This window comes from Streptococcus parasanguinis ATCC 15912, assembly GCF_000164675.2.
Lineage (GTDB): Bacteria > Bacillota > Bacilli > Lactobacillales > Streptococcaceae > Streptococcus > Streptococcus parasanguinis.
Window position 1 is genome coordinate 647,376 of sequence record NC_015678.1, and the last position, 18,470, is coordinate 665,845.

The 18,470-nt window shown below is 42.4% G+C and carries 17 protein-coding genes; 4 read left to right on the forward strand and 13 right to left on the reverse strand.

The window, feature by feature from the left end; genetic code table 11:
* Positions 1 to 154 precede the first annotated feature (154 nt).
* From HMPREF0833_RS03190 to HMPREF0833_RS03220, 7 genes are all read right to left on the reverse strand, one after another.
* The gene (locus tag HMPREF0833_RS03190) at positions 155 to 1,897 is read right to left on the reverse strand and encodes an ABC transporter ATP-binding protein (protein WP_013903679.1); all 1,743 of its coding nucleotides are present in this window, start codon (positions 1,895 to 1,897) and stop codon (positions 155 to 157) included.
* On the reverse strand, positions 1,894 to 3,621 hold the full coding sequence (locus tag HMPREF0833_RS03195) for an ABC transporter ATP-binding protein (protein ID WP_013903680.1): 1,728 nt from the start codon (positions 3,619 to 3,621) through the stop codon (positions 1,894 to 1,896). The genes HMPREF0833_RS03190 and HMPREF0833_RS03195 overlap by 4 nt, the downstream gene beginning before the upstream one ends.
* Before the next feature lie 114 nt (positions 3,622 to 3,735).
* Entirely contained in the window at positions 3,736 to 4,935 is a 1,200-nt protein-coding gene (locus tag HMPREF0833_RS03200; RefSeq protein ID WP_013903681.1) for an MFS transporter, read from the reverse strand.
* A gap of 58 nt (positions 4,936 to 4,993) precedes the next feature.
* Positions 4,994 to 5,731 carry a DUF1003 domain-containing protein gene (locus HMPREF0833_RS03205; RefSeq protein WP_003014764.1) on the reverse strand — a complete coding sequence of 246 codons (738 nt, stop codon included), beginning with the start codon at positions 5,729 to 5,731 and terminating at the stop codon, positions 4,994 to 4,996.
* A gap of 70 nt (positions 5,732 to 5,801) precedes the next feature.
* Positions 5,802 to 7,148 carry an asparagine--tRNA ligase gene (asnS, locus tag HMPREF0833_RS03210; protein WP_003014677.1) on the reverse strand — a complete coding sequence of 449 codons (1,347 nt, stop codon included), beginning with the start codon at positions 7,146 to 7,148 and terminating at the stop codon, positions 5,802 to 5,804.
* Positions 7,149 to 7,296: 148 nt separating this feature from the next.
* Positions 7,297 to 8,475 (reverse strand): pyridoxal phosphate-dependent aminotransferase, encoded by a 1,179-nt coding sequence (locus tag HMPREF0833_RS03215; RefSeq protein WP_013903683.1) that lies wholly within the window; start codon positions 8,473 to 8,475, stop codon positions 7,297 to 7,299.
* 16 nt (positions 8,476 to 8,491) lie between these two features.
* Positions 8,492 to 8,941 (reverse strand): cell wall elongation regulator TseB-like domain-containing protein, encoded by a 450-nt coding sequence (locus HMPREF0833_RS03220; RefSeq protein WP_049784404.1) that lies wholly within the window; start codon positions 8,939 to 8,941, stop codon positions 8,492 to 8,494.
* A gap of 255 nt (positions 8,942 to 9,196) precedes the next feature.
* Here HMPREF0833_RS03220 and HMPREF0833_RS03225 point away from each other — a divergent pair, with 255 nt between their 5' ends.
* Positions 9,197 to 9,643: a MarR family winged helix-turn-helix transcriptional regulator gene (locus HMPREF0833_RS03225; protein ID WP_003014723.1), complete on the forward strand. Its 447-nt coding sequence runs from the start codon at positions 9,197 to 9,199 to the stop codon at positions 9,641 to 9,643.
* Positions 9,644 to 9,757: 114 nt separating this feature from the next.
* Here the strand turns inward: HMPREF0833_RS03225 and yaaA are convergent, their stop codons facing one another.
* Complete coding sequence (yaaA, locus tag HMPREF0833_RS03230; RefSeq protein ID WP_013903685.1) at positions 9,758 to 10,483, reverse strand: peroxide stress protein YaaA; 726 nt, start codon at positions 10,481 to 10,483, stop codon at positions 9,758 to 9,760.
* A 66-nt stretch (positions 10,484 to 10,549) separates the two neighbouring features.
* Here yaaA and HMPREF0833_RS03235 point away from each other — a divergent pair, with 66 nt between their 5' ends.
* The 3 genes from HMPREF0833_RS03235 to HMPREF0833_RS03245 all read left to right on the forward strand — a co-directional run bounded on the left by HMPREF0833_RS03235 (position 10,550) and on the right by HMPREF0833_RS03245 (position 13,025).
* A complete protein-coding gene (locus tag HMPREF0833_RS03235; protein ID WP_013903686.1) occupies positions 10,550 to 11,050 on the forward strand; it encodes a DUF1836 domain-containing protein in 501 nt (166 codons plus the stop codon).
* Positions 11,025 to 11,672 (forward strand): PAQR family membrane homeostasis protein TrhA, encoded by a 648-nt coding sequence (gene trhA, locus HMPREF0833_RS03240; RefSeq protein WP_003011253.1) that lies wholly within the window; start codon positions 11,025 to 11,027, stop codon positions 11,670 to 11,672. Before HMPREF0833_RS03235 ends, trhA begins: the two co-directional genes overlap by 26 nt.
* A 63-nt stretch (positions 11,673 to 11,735) precedes the next feature.
* Complete coding sequence (locus HMPREF0833_RS03245; protein WP_013903687.1) at positions 11,736 to 13,025, forward strand: aminotransferase-like domain-containing protein; 1,290 nt, start codon at positions 11,736 to 11,738, stop codon at positions 13,023 to 13,025.
* Positions 13,026 to 13,058: 33 nt separating this feature from the next.
* On the opposite strand, the gene HMPREF0833_RS03250 is transcribed toward HMPREF0833_RS03245, so the two are convergent.
* The 5 genes from HMPREF0833_RS03250 to HMPREF0833_RS03270 all read right to left on the reverse strand — a co-directional run bounded on the left by HMPREF0833_RS03250 (position 13,059) and on the right by HMPREF0833_RS03270 (position 18,456).
* The gene (locus tag HMPREF0833_RS03250) at positions 13,059 to 13,307 is read right to left on the reverse strand and encodes a hypothetical protein (protein ID WP_003001593.1); all 249 of its coding nucleotides are present in this window, start codon (positions 13,305 to 13,307) and stop codon (positions 13,059 to 13,061) included.
* A 247-nt stretch (positions 13,308 to 13,554) separates the two neighbouring features.
* The gene (locus HMPREF0833_RS03255; protein WP_013903688.1) at positions 13,555 to 15,309 is read right to left on the reverse strand and encodes an ABC transporter ATP-binding protein; all 1,755 of its coding nucleotides are present in this window, start codon (positions 15,307 to 15,309) and stop codon (positions 13,555 to 13,557) included.
* Positions 15,296 to 17,050, reverse strand: a complete 1,755-nt coding sequence (locus tag HMPREF0833_RS03260) for an ABC transporter ATP-binding protein (RefSeq protein WP_013903689.1) — start codon at positions 17,048 to 17,050, stop codon at positions 15,296 to 15,298. Before HMPREF0833_RS03260 ends, HMPREF0833_RS03255 begins: the two co-directional genes overlap by 14 nt.
* 1 nt (position 17,051) lies before the next feature.
* The gene (locus HMPREF0833_RS03265; protein WP_041818234.1) at positions 17,052 to 17,717 is read right to left on the reverse strand and encodes an MmcQ/YjbR family DNA-binding protein; all 666 of its coding nucleotides are present in this window, start codon (positions 17,715 to 17,717) and stop codon (positions 17,052 to 17,054) included.
* 103 nt (positions 17,718 to 17,820) lie between these two features.
* Positions 17,821 to 18,456: a copper homeostasis protein CutC gene (locus HMPREF0833_RS03270; RefSeq protein ID WP_013903691.1), complete on the reverse strand. Its 636-nt coding sequence runs from the start codon at positions 18,454 to 18,456 to the stop codon at positions 17,821 to 17,823.
* Positions 18,457 to 18,470: the final 14 nt, after the last annotated feature.

Here is an 18,470-nt window from a genome sequence, read left to right on the forward strand (position 1 = left end):
ATTATTTTTAGATTGTCGAGCAAGACGCAGTGGTTGAGTGGGCTCTACTACGCTGATTTCATCAGCTTTTATAGCCCTACTCAACTGTGCGGAGGTGGGACGACGAAATCGAATTCTAACGAATTACCGATTTCTGTCCCACTCTCTTTTCATTTTAACTAATCTGTTGCTGAGCTGTCTGCATCTTGTAGTAAACACCTTGCGCTTGCATTAGCTCTTCATGAGTACCATGCTCAACAATGTCGCCATCCACCATGACAAGGATCATATCGGCATTTTGAATGGTCGATAAGCGGTGAGCAATGATAAAGCTGGTCCGTCCTTTCATGAGTTGATTAAAGGCATCTTGAATCAAGACCTCAGTCCGAGTATCGATGGAGGATGTCGCCTCATCCAAGATCAAAATCTTAGGAACTGAAAGGAAAACCCGCGCAATCGTTAAGAGTTGGCGTTGACCTTGGGACAAAGACTCTCCAGCATCTGAAAGATACGTATCGTACCCTTTTGGCAACTGCCGAATGAAGAAATCTGCATTGGCTGCTTTGGCTGCTTCTATGACTTCTTCTCTAGTTGCATCTGGACGAGAAAAGGCGATATTTTCATGAATGGTCCCGACCTTGAGCCAGGTTTCTTGCAGAACCATACCAAATTGTTGGCGGTAAGAAGCACGAGTATAGTCCGTAATTGGTACCCCATCAATCGTGATCTCTCCAGAATTAACAGGGTAGAAACGCATGAGCAGATTAATCAAGGTCGATTTTCCTGCTCCTGTAGGCCCTACAATGGCCACTTTACTGGCAGCTGGAACATGAATGGTTAAATCTTTGATCAAGGTCCGCCCCAAATCATAGCCAAATGAGACATGCTCAAAACCAATCGCACCTTTGACATCCTGACTTTCCAGAATCTGATGGCCTGTCTCTTCGACCTCAGCTTGATCCAAGACGCTGTACAAACGCTCTGCACAGGCAAGGGCACTTTGGAGTTCTGACAAGACAGAAGAGATATCATTAAAAGGCTTGGTGTATTGGTTGACATAATTGAGGAAGGTCACCAATTGACCAACAGTAAAGTGAGATCCCGAAATAATGCGTACAGCACCAAATCCAGCCACTACCGCATAAATCAAGGCATTCACAAAGCGAGTGGCAGGGTTGACAGTTGAGGAATAAAAGACAGCGGATTGGGAATAATTGGCATAGCTTTCATTCGTCCCCTTAAAAGTCGTACGGAATTGATCCTGAGCATTAAAGGACTGGATCAAACTTTCCTGGGTCAAGGACTCTTCGATCAACTGAGTTTGAAGACCACGCGCCTTAGTCTGCTTTTGGAAAAGTGTATAAGAACGCTTGGCAATAAAACGAGCAATCAACAGGGATAAAGGGGTCAAGACCAGAACCGCCACCATCATAAAGAAATCCAATTCTGCCATGGTCACGATGGTGACAAGAATGGTTAAGAGGCCTACAAAGAACTGGTTAAAAACCATGAGAAGACCGCTATTAAGTTGCTCTACATCGGTTGTGAGACGACTGACAAAGTCCCCGCTCCCTTGTTTATCTAGATAAGACAAGGGCAATCGGTGTACTTTTTCCATCACTTCTGCCCTCAGGCTTTGGCTAAACCGATAGACCAATTGATTGTAGACAAGAGGATTGATCCATTGGATCAAGGTATTGGCCACAATGACCAGAACCATTTGGATCAGAACAGGCCATAAGACTGTCATCCCTTGAGGATTGATGACTAAATCAACCGCATGTCCGATCAGGATCGGTAACCAGACCGTTAAGGCCACTTGAGCGATGGTTCCGAGACTAGCTAGAATCAGGAGCCCGGGATGGTGAGCAAAATCTCTAAACAGACGTTTTAAATAACTAGGGCGTTTTTGACTCATGCTTCCTCCCTCCCGTGTTGTGAATAATGAATTTCTTGATAAATCTCATTGGTAGACAAAAGGAAATCATGATTTCCCAGTCCTACTTGATGTCCCTTGTTCAAGACCAAAATCTGATCAGCAGACTTAAGACTATTGGTTCGTTGAGATACTAAGATCAAACTTGTATCACTCAATTCTTCTTTTATCGATTTTAAGAGACGTGCTTCCGTCAAATAATCCAAGGCGGAGGTCGAATCATCCAAAATCAAGAAAGAAGCCTTCTTCAAAAGGGCACGCGCAATGGTCAACCGTTGACGTTGGCCTCCTGAGAAATTTCGGCCAAAGGCTTCCACTGGCTCATCCAGTTGTCCTTCTTTTTCACGGACAAAATCAGCCGCCTGAGCTGTTTCTAGTGCCCACCACAAATCATCATCCGATAGATTTTCTTCCATCCCTAGTAAGAGATTCGAGCGGATAGTCCCTCTAAAGAGCTCTGCCTTCTGTGGGACAACAGCCACCCACTCCCGCCACTCCTTGAGAGTTCTAGGAGAGTGACCTTGATGATAGAGGGCTAATTTCCCCTGACTAACGGCATACAAATGACTCAATAACTGAACCAGGGTGGATTTCCCAGATCCTGTACCACCGATAATTCCCAACATCTGTCCATGATCCAGAACAAAGGAAATATTTTCTAGAGCTGGGCTTGAAGCCGTTGGATAAGTGAAAGAAACTTTCTGGGCGCTGATCGCTTCTTGCTCTGTTGCAGTTTCTTCTAGCAAAGCTTCTAAGAGGTCTTCTTCCTTCAAATCAAAAATCTCTTGGACACGCTTGGCTGAAATATAGCTGACATTTAAAGACGTAACCAGCATAGCGAGTTTGATCAATTCTGTTAAAATTTGTAATAAATAATTGACCAAAGCGACCAACATCCCTTGGGTTAGAAGGCCAGCAGAGATATTCAATTGTCCCTGCCAAATGACACAAATCAAGGTCGTATTGACCACAAGGAAGGTCAAGGGACTCACCAAACTAGACCAGATACCAGCACGAATTTGCCAAATCTTGTAGTCCTGATTGACCTCTCTAAAATCTTCTAATTCACCAGGCTGTTGTCCAAAGGCCCGAATCACCCGCATCCCTTGAAATTGCTGACGCGTCACCGTAACCATCCGGTCTGTAATGTTCCGAATCTTGGAAAAGAGCGGATTGACAATCCGAGACATGATAACGATAATCAGGGTTAAAATCGCCACCATCCCCAGGAACCAAAGAGTGAGTTTAGGACTGATGGTGAAGGCCATGAGGATAGATCCAAAGACAATAATCGGTGCTCTCAAAAAGAGACGCAAGAATTGGTTGATCCCAACCTGGATTTGATAGGTATCAGAAGTAAGACGGGTTACCAAACTAGAAGTACCGATCCTATCTCTCTTGTCCTTTGGAAGCGATAAGATCTTCTCATACAAATCCTTGGTCATCTCGCGGGTAAATCCGACAGCTGCTTTAGAAGAAAAATACTGGGCCGTAATAGCTACGACAACCCCAAAGCTCGCAAATAAAAACAAAACACCGACCGTCATCACCACTGCGCTCGTTTCCTTTTTCGGAATGACCTGATCGACTAAGTGGGCGATGATTAAGGGGACACACAATTCAAAAATAGCTTCTAAGAGTTTAAACACGGGCCCTAGAAAAGTTTCCCATAGATAGCCCTTAAAATACTTCAATAATGATTTCATACGACTCGATTCTTTTTTTATAGATATACATATTTTACCACAAATTCTTAAGATGAAAAAACTCTCCCTGCAGAGCCGAGAGAGTTGAATACTGACTAGATGTGGTCAGCAATTTTATTCCGTCTTTGTCCCCTTGTTTAATATCTTGCCCATTTTCCCTAATCCAATCAGTAAGAGAGGGAAAGATAGGAATGTTATCAGGCCTAGCACAAGAAACACAGCTACAAAGCCACAGCTATCAATGAACCAACCAGTCAGTGGGAAAATGACAATCATAGATAGACTAAACATCATCGAATTGATACTCAGCATGGTTGCTCGCACACTGGAAGGTAGATAAGCTTGTAAATCATTGTAGTAGATGGGTTGGTAAACGGCATAAAGGGCATTGGTCAAGAGATAGACACTCAGATAGGCAAATGGAGTCTTGAATGTTACCAAAAGCAAGACCAAACCTGTCAGTGCAACTAGAATCGGAAAGACTTGATTACTATTCCATTTTTTTCCGATTTGACTGGCCAAATAAACCGCTAGGAGATTGAATCCACTACCAATTAACATGATGAGCGAAACTTGCCAACTAGCTAAGTCACTAATTTTCTGTTGGTAGTAAAAATAAAACATACACATGATGGTCCCTACCAACTGATAAGTGAGCATCCAGTAAAACAAGACTGGTTTTTCCTGCCATTCTTGTTTCACTACCTCCAATATCCGCTTTAAGGTCAAATGATTTCTTTCATCACTCTTGCTCTCTGGTTCTTTCATCAGAAAGATCAAAAGAATGGAAAGCAAGGAAAGCCCAATAGCAATATAATAGGTCCAAGCCAATGCTCCGTGAATAAAGAAGCCTGCCACGACTGTACCTAACGTTCGGGTGACTTCGGCCACACCAGACAAGAAGCTAGAAATCTGAAGATAACGGTCTTTTTGACCTGCTGCCACAGCTGAATCAAATAAGAAAGCTGTACTGGTCCCCGAGTCAAAATTATAAGACCAAGCATTGACCATCATAGCAATGGCATAGATCCAAAAATTCCCCTGACCAAATAAAATCAAGATCGAGGATCCAATACTGGACAAGCGAGCCAAATAGAGATTAGTCTTGTAGCTAAATCGATCGGCCAACATACCAGATGGAATCTCACATAAAAGGCTCGTCCCATGAAAGATACTCTCTAATAGACCAATTTGAAGTAAAGAAAGACCATTCTGAATAAAAAATAAAATCCAAAAACTGGTGATTCCAAAATAAGATGTAAATTCCAAACCTGTTAGGAGTGAAATATTGCGTTTGTAAGTTCTTTTAAACATTGTTTTTCCTCTTTCAATAGATTATATAAGTGTTTCTAAAAGACTTACTTAGATTTGCCTACATCTTCTCCACCTCCTTCATTTTTTCTTGATTCATTTCTTGACGCAGCTGGGCCAATTGATTAGACAAGGACACCAACAATTCGGTTTGCAACTTTTGAATTTCCAGTAAATCCGTCTGGTCTTGCTGAACCATATGATCAATCTTCGTATGCAGTAAGCGAATTTCTCTTTCCGACTCCATATTGACGTTAAAGTCATTTCGCGCTTGCAGGCGATCATAATCTGCTGCCCTGTTTTGGCTCATCATGATCAAAGGAGCTTGAATCGCCGCAATAGTAGAAAGCGCAAGATTGAGCAAGATGAACGGATAAGGATCAAAATTCAAGCCAAAAGGATGCAGGACATTGATCAGCATCCAAATAGCCATCATCAGGATAAAACTAATGATAAAAGTCCATGAACCACCAAAGCGTGCAACCGAATCCGCCACCCGCTGACCGAAGGTATAGCTGGCTGTCAAGCGGTCTTCAACGTTAAAGGGACGCTCGCTTTCAGGCATGACAGCTGTTACCTGCTGTTTAATGGCTTCGTTTTTATCATTGGCACGATCAATAATCTGACCTAGATAATCCATACAATATTGGCTCAAATTTTTATACGTGATAAAATCATCCATTTGACTTTCAGGATAGGAAGTCTTGAGCATCTGTTGAATACTATGGTCTAGATCTGCGATCAAAGCCCCCTGACCATCCTCGTATTCTTTCCCATCGATGATGTCTATTTTCAGCATTGAGTTTCCTTTCATAGTTTTTAGGAGCAAATATAAAAGTTAAAAACGCCTAATGGCGTTTTTACGTCTATTAAGGTTTGATACGATGCAACATACGTGGGAATGGAATGGCTTCACGGATGTGTTTAGTACCAGCTGCGAAAGTGACCATCCGTTCAATCCCAATACCAAATCCACCGTGTGGAACTGTACCGTATTTACGAAGGTCAAGGTAGAATTCATACTCTGTCCGATCCATGCCAAGAGATTCCATCTTCGCAACAAGAGCGTCGTAGTCTTCCTCACGCATTGAACCACCGATGATTTCTCCGTAGCCTTCTGGTGCGAGCAAGTCGGCACAAAGCACGCGGTCTGGGTTACCAGGAACTGGCTTCATGTAGAAGGCCTTGATGTCAGCTGGATAGTTGATCACGAAGGTTGGCACACCAAAGTGGTTTGAAATCCATGTTTCATGTGGTGAACCGAAGTCGTCTCCATGTTCCAAATGCTCATAATCCGCATCTTCATCGTTTTCATGCTCTTGCAAGAGATCAATCGCTTCATCGTAAGTGATGCGTTTGAATGGTTCAGCAATGTAGCGTTTCAAGAGCTCCGTATCACGCTCCAATGTTTCCAAGGCTTGAGGAGCACGATCCAAAACACCTTGAAGAAGAGCTTTGACATATGCTTCTTGCAAGTCAAGTGATTCATCATGTGTCAAGTAAGAGTACTCAGCGTCCATCATCCAGAACTCAGTCAAGTGACGGCGAGTCTTAGATTTTTCAGCACGGAATACTGGACCAAAGTCAAAGACGCGACCAAGGGCCATTGCACCAGCTTCAAGATAAAGCTGACCTGATTGGCTCAAGTAGGCTGGTGTTCCAAAGTAGTCTGTTTCAAACAGTTCAGTTGAATCTTCCGCCGCATTTCCTGAAAGAATTGGACTATCAAACTTCATGAAACCGTTCTTATCGAAGAACTCATAAGTTGCATAGATAATAGCATTACGGATTTGCATGACAGCGACTTGTTTACGTGAACGCAACCACAAGTGGCGGTTATCCATCAAGAAGTCTGTCCCGTGTTCTTTTGGAGTGATTGGGTAATCTTGAGATTCACCGATGACTTCGATGTCCGTAATATCCAATTCGTAACCAAATTTAGAACGCTCGTCTTCTTTGACAATACCAGTCACAAACACTGATGTTTCTTGGCTCAAGCGTTTGATGGTGTCAAATTTTTCAAGACCCACTTCTTCTCCGAATTTTTCGATAAAGTTTGGTTTGAAAGCTACACCTTGGAAAAAGGCAGTTCCGTCACGCAATTGCAAGAAAGCAATTTTTCCTTTACCTGATTTATTGGCCACCCAAGCACCGATGGTCACTTCTTGACCAACATAGTCTTTTACTTCGATGATAGTAATCCGTTTTGTCATCATTCATCTTCCTTTTCTCGTTAAACTTGTCCGAAGACATTATCTTCTTAATTGTATCATAAAAAGGCTTTCAGTGCTAGATTCTACCTGTGAAAACCAGATATTTTTTAAAGAAAAAGATCCTCAGCTCATTACTAAGGATCTTACGATTTTATTTTTCCATAAAGGCCTTGAGTCGGCGAACAGCTTCTTTAAGGGTATCCAAATCCGTCGCATAAGACAAGCGAACATTTTCAGGGGCACCAAAGCCAGCTCCTGTTACTAAAGCAACCTCTGCTTCTTCTAAAATTGCTGTGGTAAATTCCGTCACATCCGTATAGCCCTTCATCTCCATGGCCTTCTTGACATTTGGGAAGAGATAGAATGCTCCTTGAGGTTTGATGGCTTCAAAACCAGGCACTTCATTCAACAAAGGATAAATAGTATTCAAACGCTCTTCAAAAGCCTGACGCATGATCTCAATAGAAGATTGATCTCCTGTGAGGGCTTCGATTGCGGCATATTGGGAAACGGTTGTTAAGTTGGATGTTGTTTGGCTAATCACCTTGGCCATAGCTCCGATAATCTCAGGATCTCCTACAGCAAAACCAACCCGCCAACCAGTCATAGCATAGGTTTTAGAAACTCCATTAATCACGATAGTTTGCTTGCGAATCGCTTCTGATAAGCTAGAAATAGGCGTAAAGGTATTGCCATTGTAGACCAATCGCCCATAGATATCGTCTGCCAAAATCAAGATATCATGCTCAACAGCCCAATTTCCAATTGCTTCGAGCTCTTCTTTACTGTAGATCATTCCTGTTGGATTGGATGGCGAATTCAGCAAGACCACCTTGGTCTTGTCTGTCCGTGCTGCTTCCAGTTGCTCTACCGTTGCCTTGAAGTGATTTTCTTCTGTTGTTTGGAAAGTAACAGGTGTGCCTTCTACCATCTTAACCTGGTCTACATAAGAAACCCAGCAAGGGGTTGGAATGATGACTTCATCACCTGGATTGATGACAGAAGTAAAGAAGGCATAGAGGATAAACTTAGCACCAGTACCAACCACAACCTCATTACGGTTCACTGCATAGCCATAAAATCCCTTCATATAGTCACTAATGGCATCCTTCAATTCTGGAAGTCCAGATGCAACCGTATAAAAGCTAGCGCGACCATCCTCGATCGATGCGACTGCTGCTTCTTGAATATTTTTTGGAGTCGCAAAGTCAGGTTGACCCAGGGTCAAACTCAAGATATCACGACCTTCTGCTGCCAAAGCTTTGGCACGCGCATTTGCAGCCAAGGTCACACTTTCTTCCATTTCCAATACACGATTTGATAATTTCATATTTCCTCCTCAAATCTTAAAAAACACCAATGACTTTCCCAGTCTTGAAATCTACCACATAATAAGAGCTCCCAGCCTTGACTTCCCAGATCGGTTTGCCTTTAAAGCGACCAAAAGTTACACGATCAATCGCGTCCTGACTCTCCTCTTTTACAATCGCAGTTGCTTTTTTTTGGCTAATCCCATCTTCTAAAGAATAAGCATAAACTGTATTATCTGCCTGATCAACTAAGACGGCCAGTTTTTTTCCAGCTTGATCTTTTCCAATAAAGGAAGCATAAGCTTTTTGTCCATGAAAAACGGTTTCTGTGTCAACCGTCACCATCGAAGAGTGAGAAAAGGCCGTTTTTCTATTCTTTACCAATTGATCTTGCAATCGATCAGAAGTCTTCTCTACAAGAAAAAGGCTAGAAAAGAGTACCGTCATCGCTAAGATACAGATTCCTATTACATGTTGCCATAACATAAAATGATTTTTTTTCTGTTTCACTCCCTCATTATACACCAAAGCCACTTATAATTCTATAGATTTTCAAGAAAGAATTGTTACGATTATTACACTTGGTGTATAATATTATGGTATAAAATAATTTGATAAATAAAGCTAAATCAACACTTTATGCATTCTGTGTCGATTTATTAATAATTTTGTCATAATTTTGTAATTAATTTGATAATAAAATTAAATGACAGAAATACTATTTATTGATAAAATATAGGTATGGAAAATTTAAAGAGATTATTTAAAGAAGCAAATGTAGATTTAAAAACCCTGATCGTCTTCCACAAGGCAGAACGATTGATTCGCGCATCTGAGGCCCATATCTTTAAAAAGCATCAGTTGACACCGACCCAATTCTCTGTACTTGAAACCTTGTATAGCAAGGGCGATCTTCGCATTCAAGATTTGATTGACAGCATTCTTGCGACCTCTGGAAATATGACTGTGGTTATCCGAAATATGGTCCGAGATGGTTGGATTACGCGCGAAACAGATCCTGAGGACCGTCGTGCCTATCTTGTGTCCATCACAGATGCGGGACGTCAAAAAATTGAAGAAGCACTTCCAGATCATATCAAAAATATTCAACGCTTGATGCAAGTCTTTAACAGTAATGAACAAGCTGAATTGCAAGAATTGTTGAAGAAATTTAAAAATATTGCCTAAGCCAATTGCTCAAGACGATTCTGACTCCAAAATCCTCTATTTTGGAGTTTTCATCGTGCATTCTCTTTATCTAACAGATTTAAAAAATATTCCTGACGCTTCTCAGGAATATTTTTATTCTTTCACAAAGACCCATTCTTTCTCTTGCGATAAATCCTCACGATAAGAGAAACCTGCTACTTCTAATGATTTCAAATCTTTTAGATGGGTGATTTCTTCCTTCATCATAGCTGTCACCATGGCCCCACGTGCTTTCTTTGAAATCGTTGAGTGAATCTTTAGTGTCCCACCACGATTCTCCATGAATTTGATCCGAATCATTCGCTCACGAATAGCTTTTGAAAAAACTAGTTCAAACTCAGAGGACAAAAGAGATAAGATCTGTTCTTCTCCTTCTACTGCCTGATCATAGTCCTCCTTCCAAAGTACCTTTAGAGACTTTCCAGCTGGTTTTAGCTTCATCATAAAATCTAAGCGATGAGGAGCAATCCCTTCATAGGCAGGTAGCACACCGTATAAAGCAGTCGTGATCAACAAATGCTCCTGCAGATAAGTCTGCTCTTTTTCGGATAAGTCTTGACGCTCGATACTACGGTACATGAGGCCATCAAACAGTTCTAAAGCAGGATAGGTCTTGGCACTCCCAGCTAACAGAGCCTCAATTCTTTCCTTTTCTACTAGAGCTCTTTCCTCTGAGATCCCGTAAAAGGTCGCTAATTCTTCTAGGGAGAATGCCTTCAAAGCTTGGAGGATGATTTTTGTGTTCTCTGACAAGGGTTGGGACTCGACGATACGAGCCTGTTCGTTCAGTTCTTTAGCGGATGGAATTAATAGTTTCATAGATCTATTGTACCATAATTTTCAAATTTTCTTGACAGGAGTTTTTATTAATGTTATTATCTAGTTATGAAAACTAGATTAAAGAAAGGAGAAGATTTAGTGTCCACTTTTTCCTATCCAACGTGGGAGCAACTGCCTGAGCTAGACCTCTATCTCGATCAGGTCCTACTTTATGTCAATAAAACCTGTGCACCTGTTCTCTCTTCTTCAGACAAGGGCTTGACGGCTGCCATGATCAACAATTACGTGAAACATGGCTATGTTGAAAAACCAGATAAGAAGAAATACCAGCGTAGACAGGTGGCTCGCTTGATTGCTATTACAACCTTAAAAACGGTCTTTTCTATTCAGGAGATCGCTTCTACCTTAAATTTCTTGCAGGACCAAGCGAGTTCAGATCTTCTCTATAATAGCTTTGTCGCTTATCTCAATGAGCAAAAAGAGCCGATCGCTCCTATCATTCGCTCTGCCTGTCAGACAGTTCAACTTTATCTTGAAACCCTATCTTATATTCAACCAGTAAAAACGGAGGAAGAAACTGATGAATTACACCATGAAACTAAGTAAAAAATTATCCTTTGGAGAAGAGATCGCTAATAGTGTAACCCATGCTGTTGGCGCCCTCCTCATGCTGATCTTGCTTCCGATCTCAGCAGTCTATAGCTTTGAGCAACACGGTCTTCTCAGTGCTTTTGGGACTTCTATCTTTGTGATCAGTCTCTTTTTGATGTTTCTGTCTTCGACCGTCTACCATGCTATGTCTTATGATTCACCTCAAAAGTATGTGCTTCGTATTATAGACCATTCCATGATCTACATCGCGATCGCAGGTAGTTACACACCGGTTGTCCTTACCTTGATGAACAACTGGATGGGCTACAGCATTATTTTGATCCAATGGGGGACCACCATCTTTGGTATTCTCTACAAAATCTTTGCCAAAAAAGTCAATGAAAAGTTCAGTCTCGCTCTTTACTTGATCATGGGCTGGTTGGTCATCTTTATTATTCCCCAAATCGTTAGCCAAACCAATCCGATCTTCTGGGGTCTCATGCTCATGGGCGGTCTGTGCTACACGGTTGGAGCTGGCTTTTATGCTAAGAAAAAACCATACTTCCACATGATTTGGCACCTCTTCATCCTTGCAGCTTCTGCTCTTCAGTATTTAGCCATCGTTTACTTTATGTAATACTGCTACCACTCTTCAGAGTGGTTTTTTTGTGATTTTTTCTGTACAATAGAAAAAAACTGTATGGGGACAGTCAGGATGAAGACAAGCAAATACCAAGAAATTATTCATGTTTTAAAAAAAGCTATTCAAGATGGTGAACTAGAAACCGGACAGAAAATTCCATCTGTTCGTCAGTTAGCCCGTCAATTTTCTTGTAGTAAGGACACGGTACAACGAGCCTTGCTGGACTTGACTTACCAGCATTTCCTCTATGCTAAACCTCAAAGTGGCTACTATGTTTTGGAGCAGGCACCTGATCGACATGAGGATCTTCCACTAAAATTAGAGAAAGACCGCAACCAGGCTATCGAGGACTTCAGGACCTGTATCAATGAAACCTTGATTGGACGGGAGAATTATCTCTTCAACAACTTTTCGGACCAAGCAGGCTTACTCGAAGTACGCCAATCCATTCAAGGCTTATTGAAGGAAGAAGGTATTTATACGACTGCGGATCAGATTGTTTTGACTGCTGGTACCCAGCAGGCGCTCAATATCCTCAGCCAGATTGACTTTCCCAATAAAAAATCGCAGATCTTGATCGAGCAACCGACTTATCATCGGATGAACCAACTCTTAGATTCGCAGCAACTTGCCTTTCGGACCATTCAACGAAATTTAATGGGAATTGATCTCGAGGAACTTGAAGAGATTTTCAAAAGTGGCCATATCAAATTCTTCTACACGATCCCCCGTTTTCACTATCCGCTTGGTCATAGCTATTCGACCAAGCAGAAAGAAGCGATCTTGCAACTAGCTGACCAATATGATGTATACCTTGTTGAGGACGACTATTTGGGAGATCTTGATGGCAGCAATGCTCCATCTTTTCATTATTTGGATCAAAAGGACCGGGTCATCTATATCAAATCTTTTTCAACCAATCTCTTCTCTGCACTTCGCATCACTTCCATGATCCTTCCCCAAGCCCTTCTAAAGCCGGTCTTGACCTATAAGACGATTCTGGACTATGATAGCAATCTGATCATGCAAAAGGCCTTAAGTCTCTACATTGATAACGGTATGTATCTGACCAATAAAAAGCGACTCCTAGCCAGAAAAAAAGAGGAAGAAGCCAATCTAAAGACCTTGATGACCCAATCTCCTCTTCTACCCCATCTGACCCTGACCCACGATGGGCTCCTACTAGATCTTCATCAGGTCAAATCTCTTGCTGCCTTAAAACACAGTGGACTCCCGCTTGATTTCTTTGAAGCAGCCTACATCACTTCTTGTCCTTATCAACTCGCCAAGATCAAATCAGCAGATGTGGCCAATGTTTTACCAAAACTTACAGCTTTTTTTGAATGAGAAACCCTCGTATAGACTATACGAGGGTCTTTCTTATTTCTTCAATTGCTCATAGATAAGTTTGGCATTTTGAAGGCCGATCCGATAATCGAGACGAATCAGGCGAATCGCTTCCATCTCTGGTTCTTTGAGGTACTTCTCTCTTTGTTCCTTGGAAATACTACCTGGTTTTAGAAGATAGTGGGTAAATTGATTTCTGACTTTATTGAGCTCAACTTGAAGAGTGAAATAAAGTCCAAATAAGACAATAACAACTCCCATCAGGATCAGATCGTTTGACATGGTGTATGCTCCCTTTTTCTGTTCTTTTCTTTATTTTACAGCTTTCAAGAAAGAATAACAAGAGGCTGGGACAAAAGTCCTAGCCTTTCAATTGTTTTTGGATTGTCGAGCAAGACGCAGTGGTTGAGTGGGCTCTACTACGCTGATTTCATCAGCTTTTACAGCCCTACTCAACTGTGCGGAGGTGGGACGACGAAATCGAATTCTAACGAATTACCGATTTCTGTCCCACTCTCCTTGTTTGTCCTTATTTCATCATACCGGCCTGAAGGTCATACATTTTCTTATACGTTCCTCCTAGAGCAATGAGTTGGTCGTGGTTGCCTGATTCGATGATTTTTCCTTTATCGAGAACATAGATGCAATCGGCATCTTGGATGGTAGAAAGGCGATGGGCAATTGCAATGGTTGTCCGTCCTTGGCGCATCTTCTTCAGAGAGTTTTGGATCATTTCTTCCGTCTCTTGATCGATATTGGCAGTGGCCTCATCCAAAATGAGGATCTTAGGCTGGGCAGCAATCGTCCGGGCAAAAGCCAGAAGCTGACGCTGACCGGTCGACAAGGTTGAACCCCGCTCCGTTACCGGATGATCATAACCACCAGGTAGACTCTCAATAAAGTCTGCTACATCCACAAATGCAGCTGCTTGTCGGATTTCCTCATCTGTCAGTTCTTCATGATACATTCGGATATTAGAAGCAATGGTTCCATGATAGAGGAAGGGTTCTTGCAACACTAAACCGATGGACTTGCGCAAGGCTTCCTTGCTGTAGTCCTTGATATCCTGTCCATCAATCAAGATCTGGCCACGATCAAATTCATAAAAGCGCATGAAGAGATTGATAATAGAGGATTTACCAGAACCAGTATGACCGACAAAGGCGATGGTTTGTCCATTTTTGACCTCAAAGGAGATATCTTTTAGGACATCCCGTTTACCATCATAAGAAAAAGATACATGCTCAAAACGAATATCTCCCCGCTCAATTTCTTTCAGGCTACCAGCTTGCTTAGGCTCATAGTCGTCTCGATCCATCATCTCAAAGACACGCCCTGCAGAAATGGTCGAGGTCTGCAAGGTTGCAAAATTTTGGGTGACATCAATCAAAGGCTGGAAAAGCTGGCTAACATACTGGATAAAGGCATAGATAAGACCGGCTGTAAATCCAGAGGACTGCCAATTTAGGCCGAAAAAGGTTAGAATAACCGCATAAGCCAGGACCTGTAACAAGGTCATAGCTGGCCTCAAAAAGAGGGAATTAACATCTACAGATCGGTTGGCATAATTCAAATGTTCCCCATTAATCTGTTCGAATTCATCCGTCAAACGCTTTTCTTGACGAAAGGCCTGCACGATCCGCATTCCTTCGATCGATTCCGATAATTTCACATTGATATCTGATAATTTTTGTCGGGTCATCTTGACCAAGCGATTGGATAACTTGCGATAGAGACGAATAGAAAACCAAATGATGGGAAGAAAAGGAAGGATCCAAATGGTCAAATGCCAGTCCAAGCTAAACATGGTTACTAGTGTGACTAGAAAGAGTAAAAAGGATGAAACCAGGCTTGAAAAGACAGTAGAAAACATATCTGCGACTGCCTGTGTATCATTGGTCACCCGCGAGACAATCGAACCTGCTGCTGTCTGGTCATAAAAGGACATGCCCAGCCTTTGAAGATTTTGGAAAATATCTAAACGGATATCTCTTACGATAGAATTGGATACACGCGCAAAGGTTAACTGACTCAGATAAGTTGCCAGCACGCGCCCAATGAATAACCCATAGTAGAGAATGAGAAACTGAAAAGCTGTCAGTACTGGAGAGCCGGCTTCTGTTGGATCCACTAGGTGGTCAATATACCAGCGAGCTGCAAGAGGGATCGCCGTCAATAACAGACTAGTCAGGAAGGTAAAGGCTAAGGCTAGGGCTGTTAACCACTTATAACGCCACATGTAAGTCAAGAGCCGCTTCATAACATGAGCTTCAGATGTTTTCATTCAGCTTTCCCTCCATTTCTTCTGATAATTGTTGAGCTTGGTAGGTTTCATAGTACCAACCTTTTTGACTCATTAATTCCTCGTGATTGCCTCGCTCTTTGATCTGTCCATTCTCCATTACCAGAATCAAATCCGCATGAACGATCGCTGATAGGCGATGGGCTGTGATGATCGTTGTTTTCCCCTTACGTTCCTGCTTCATATTTTCAATGATTTGGTGCTCCGTTTTAGCATCTACTGCAGACAGTGAATCATCCAAGATCAAGATCTCAGGATTCATGACCAAAGCACGACTCATGGCAATCCGTTGCTTTTGTCCGCCAGAAAGAGAGACACCTCTCTCTCCCAGCACTGTCTCCATCTGGTCTGGCATGGCCAGAATATCTTCATAAACTCCACAAGTTCTCAGAGCCTTCATCACCTCTTCTTCCTTGATCTGTGGATCTGAAAAAGCTACATTCTCGCGAATGGTCATGGCAAAGAGGATCTGATCTTGAGGGACGTAGCCGATCAAGCTTCGAAGATCTTCTAAGCGATAATGTTTGATGGAGATTCCATTTAGCAAGATATCTCCCTGCTCCAAGTCGTGCTCTCTAAGCAAGAGACGCAACAAGGTGGTCTTTCCAGATCCAGTTGGCCCCACAATCCCAAGGGTTTGCCCTTTTTCTAAATGAAAGGCAAGCTTTTCAAGGACAGGCTCTTTCTCATAGGCGAATTCTTTAATGTTATATTCCAGATCGCCATTTTGAATGACTGTGACTGGTTGACTCGGATCTTGAATATCAGGTATTTCTGCTAAAAGTGTCTCAACCCGATCAAAGGAGACGCTAGCACGCTGACTAATATTAAACAAGAAGCCCATGGCTTGAAAGGGCCAGATGAGCATATTAAGATAGGTAATAAAGGTTACGATTTGTCCAACCGTCAGGCTCCCTTCCTGAACAAATAGTCCCCCGAAGTAGAGCGTCAAGACATAGGAGAGACCGACAAAAAGAAGAGTGGTCGGATCAAACAAAGCACTGTAACCGGCGGAAGTCATATTTTTTCGAAAGACCATCTGATTGGTCTTTTCAAAAGCCCGAATCTCATCTGCCTGAAAGCCAAAAGATTTGGTCACCTTAACCCCTGATACTGATTCCTGAACAAAGTTGTTCAGCTCTGAGAAGCCTTCTTGGGACTCTTTAAAGGCTTGGTGGTTTTTGCGTCCAATGGCTGAAGTCACTACCACCATAACCGGTAGGGGCAAAATAGCCAAGAGGGTTAAGCGCCAATCAATCATGAAAAACATGCTGACTAGGGTCACCAAGGCTGTCACAGAAGCATCTACAGCAAACATAACCCCACCACCAGCAAATATGGTTACCGCATTGATATCATTAGTAGCATGGGCCATGAGATCCCCTGTGCGATAACGCTGATAAAAAGATGGAGACATGAGCGTAAATTGCTTGAACAAACGGTAACGCAAGATCCGAGCCAACTTATTGGCCGTCCCAAAAATATAGCGTCTCCAAACAAAACGAAGTCCATACATGGCTAGAGCTGCGAGGACCAAAAGGGCAATATCCATAACTAACTGCCCTAGTGTAAGCCTTCTTTTATCGATCAAATCAATCACAAGTCCCATGATTCTTGGAGGAATGAGATTTAAAAAGCTAACCAAGATCAAGGACCCTATCCCGATCAAGTAGCGCTTCTTCTCTAAATTAAAAAACCAAGATAATTTCCTCAACAGATTCATCTTATTTCCCCTTTTTGGTGAGTTGCCAGCTACTATCCACTAGAGCAAACAACTCCTCATCAGCAATTGTTCCATCTAAGGGGATACTCACCCAATATTTTTTATTCATATGAAAAGCTGGATAAATCCCCTTCTGCTGGATGAAATGGGCTACTTGGTCAGACTTGACATTTAAGACTTCTATTTTCCCAGACTTGCCAGCATCCAGTTTTTTCCAATCAATGGTCATAAAGACACCATACCACTTAAGGGTGTCTCGGTGGCGAATGGCACCCGATTCCGGAGATCTCTCCCACAAATACTCAATCGTTCCCTGATAGTGCAGGGAGATATAGGCCATGAGACGCTTGGATTGAGGATAGAGAAATTCTTCTACCTCAAAACAAGCTTGGCGGATCCTTGCAAGACTTTCCTGACAAGCTTCCCTGACTTGGCCAACGAAATTTCCTTGTAGCTGTTCCAGATGGATCTGGATATACTCGTCTCCTGTATCCTGATCATAGACCTGAAAAGAAATCTTCCGGTCGCAGACGCTTACCTTTAAGAGAAATGTGTCCGATAAGACGGGGCACTGGTACTCATAGCCCTCATTTGTTTTCCTAAATCCATAAGCCAATCCCTTTTCTGGCTGAAAGGTGTAGCGGTCAAAATAATGCTCTAAAAACATTTTCTCTTCCTTATTCATTTTTGCACTAGAAGAGGCTGGAAACAAAGTCCCCAACCTTGATAACGGATCTTCAAAACTACTTCAAGCAGTGATCGTTTCTTTTTTAAAACACGATGCGCGTGCCATGCAGTTGACAAACGCCCAATTGCTCCAAAAAGAGCTGACGATTATCAAGTGTCACACCCCCACCTGGCAGGATCTGAATCTTTCCCTTAGCAACATCTAATAAACTATGATAGTGTGCAAAACGTTGCTCTAGTGTATCACCTGGACTTCCAGCTCGTGTTAAAATGCGGGCCACACCTTGATCAGAAAGCCACTCAATCGCTTCTAGCTGATCTGTATGAGCTAACTCATCAAAGGCCATATGAAAGACCACCTCTGCCTCGCCACAGGCTGCTAGTAAAAGCTGCATGACCCTCTGGTCCAACTTTCGATCGCTCGTCAGCGCACCCAGCACAAAACAAGTAACCCCTATTTCTTTCGCAGCCCGAATATCCGCTAGCATAGCTTGGACTTCAAGATCAGTGTAGACAAAATCGCCACCACGGGGCCGGATAATGACACATAGATCCACAGACTTCTCTCTTGTCAGTTTGATTGCTTCATTGATCACACCTATACTCGGTGTAGTCCCGCCTACTGCCAGGTTGTCGCACAGTTCAATGCGACCTGCCCCACCAGCAATCGCCTTATCAATATAAGTTAAATTCTCTGCACAAAATTCAAAGACAAGCATGACAACTCCAATTA

Excerpts from the sequence above, each read along its gene's own strand:
- HMPREF0833_RS03190 (WP_013903679.1), bottom strand. The coding sequence starts at position 1,897 with ATGAGTCAAAAACGCCCTAGTTATTTAAAACGTCTGTTTAGAGATTTT.
- HMPREF0833_RS03195 (WP_013903680.1), bottom strand. The coding sequence starts at position 3,621 with ATGAAATCATTATTGAAGTATTTTAAGGGCTATCTATGGGAAACTTTT.
- HMPREF0833_RS03200 (WP_013903681.1), bottom strand. The coding sequence starts at position 4,935 with ATGTTTAAAAGAACTTACAAACGCAATATTTCACTCCTAACAGGTTTG.
- HMPREF0833_RS03205 (WP_003014764.1), bottom strand. The coding sequence starts at position 5,731 with ATGCTGAAAATAGACATCATCGATGGGAAAGAATACGAGGATGGTCAG.
- asnS (WP_003014677.1), bottom strand. The coding sequence starts at position 7,148 with ATGATGACAAAACGGATTACTATCATCGAAGTAAAAGACTATGTTGGT.
- HMPREF0833_RS03215 (WP_013903683.1), bottom strand. The coding sequence starts at position 8,475 with ATGAAATTATCAAATCGTGTATTGGAAATGGAAGAAAGTGTGACCTTG.
- HMPREF0833_RS03220 (WP_049784404.1), bottom strand. The coding sequence starts at position 8,941 with ATGTTATGGCAACATGTAATAGGAATCTGTATCTTAGCGATGACGGTA.
- HMPREF0833_RS03225 (WP_003014723.1), top strand. The coding sequence starts at position 9,197 with ATGGAAAATTTAAAGAGATTATTTAAAGAAGCAAATGTAGATTTAAAA.
- yaaA (WP_013903685.1), bottom strand. The coding sequence starts at position 10,483 with ATGAAACTATTAATTCCATCCGCTAAAGAACTGAACGAACAGGCTCGT.
- HMPREF0833_RS03235 (WP_013903686.1), top strand. The coding sequence starts at position 10,550 with ATGAAAACTAGATTAAAGAAAGGAGAAGATTTAGTGTCCACTTTTTCC.
- trhA (WP_003011253.1), top strand. The coding sequence starts at position 11,025 with ATGAATTACACCATGAAACTAAGTAAAAAATTATCCTTTGGAGAAGAG.
- HMPREF0833_RS03245 (WP_013903687.1), top strand. The coding sequence starts at position 11,736 with ATGGGGACAGTCAGGATGAAGACAAGCAAATACCAAGAAATTATTCAT.
- HMPREF0833_RS03250 (WP_003001593.1), bottom strand. The coding sequence starts at position 13,307 with ATGTCAAACGATCTGATCCTGATGGGAGTTGTTATTGTCTTATTTGGA.
- HMPREF0833_RS03255 (WP_013903688.1), bottom strand. The coding sequence starts at position 15,309 with ATGAAAACATCTGAAGCTCATGTTATGAAGCGGCTCTTGACTTACATG.
- HMPREF0833_RS03260 (WP_013903689.1), bottom strand. The coding sequence starts at position 17,050 with ATGAATCTGTTGAGGAAATTATCTTGGTTTTTTAATTTAGAGAAGAAG.
- HMPREF0833_RS03265 (WP_041818234.1), bottom strand. The coding sequence starts at position 17,717 with ATGTTTTTAGAGCATTATTTTGACCGCTACACCTTTCAGCCAGAAAAG.
- HMPREF0833_RS03270 (WP_013903691.1), bottom strand. The coding sequence starts at position 18,456 with ATGCTTGTCTTTGAATTTTGTGCAGAGAATTTAACTTATATTGATAAG.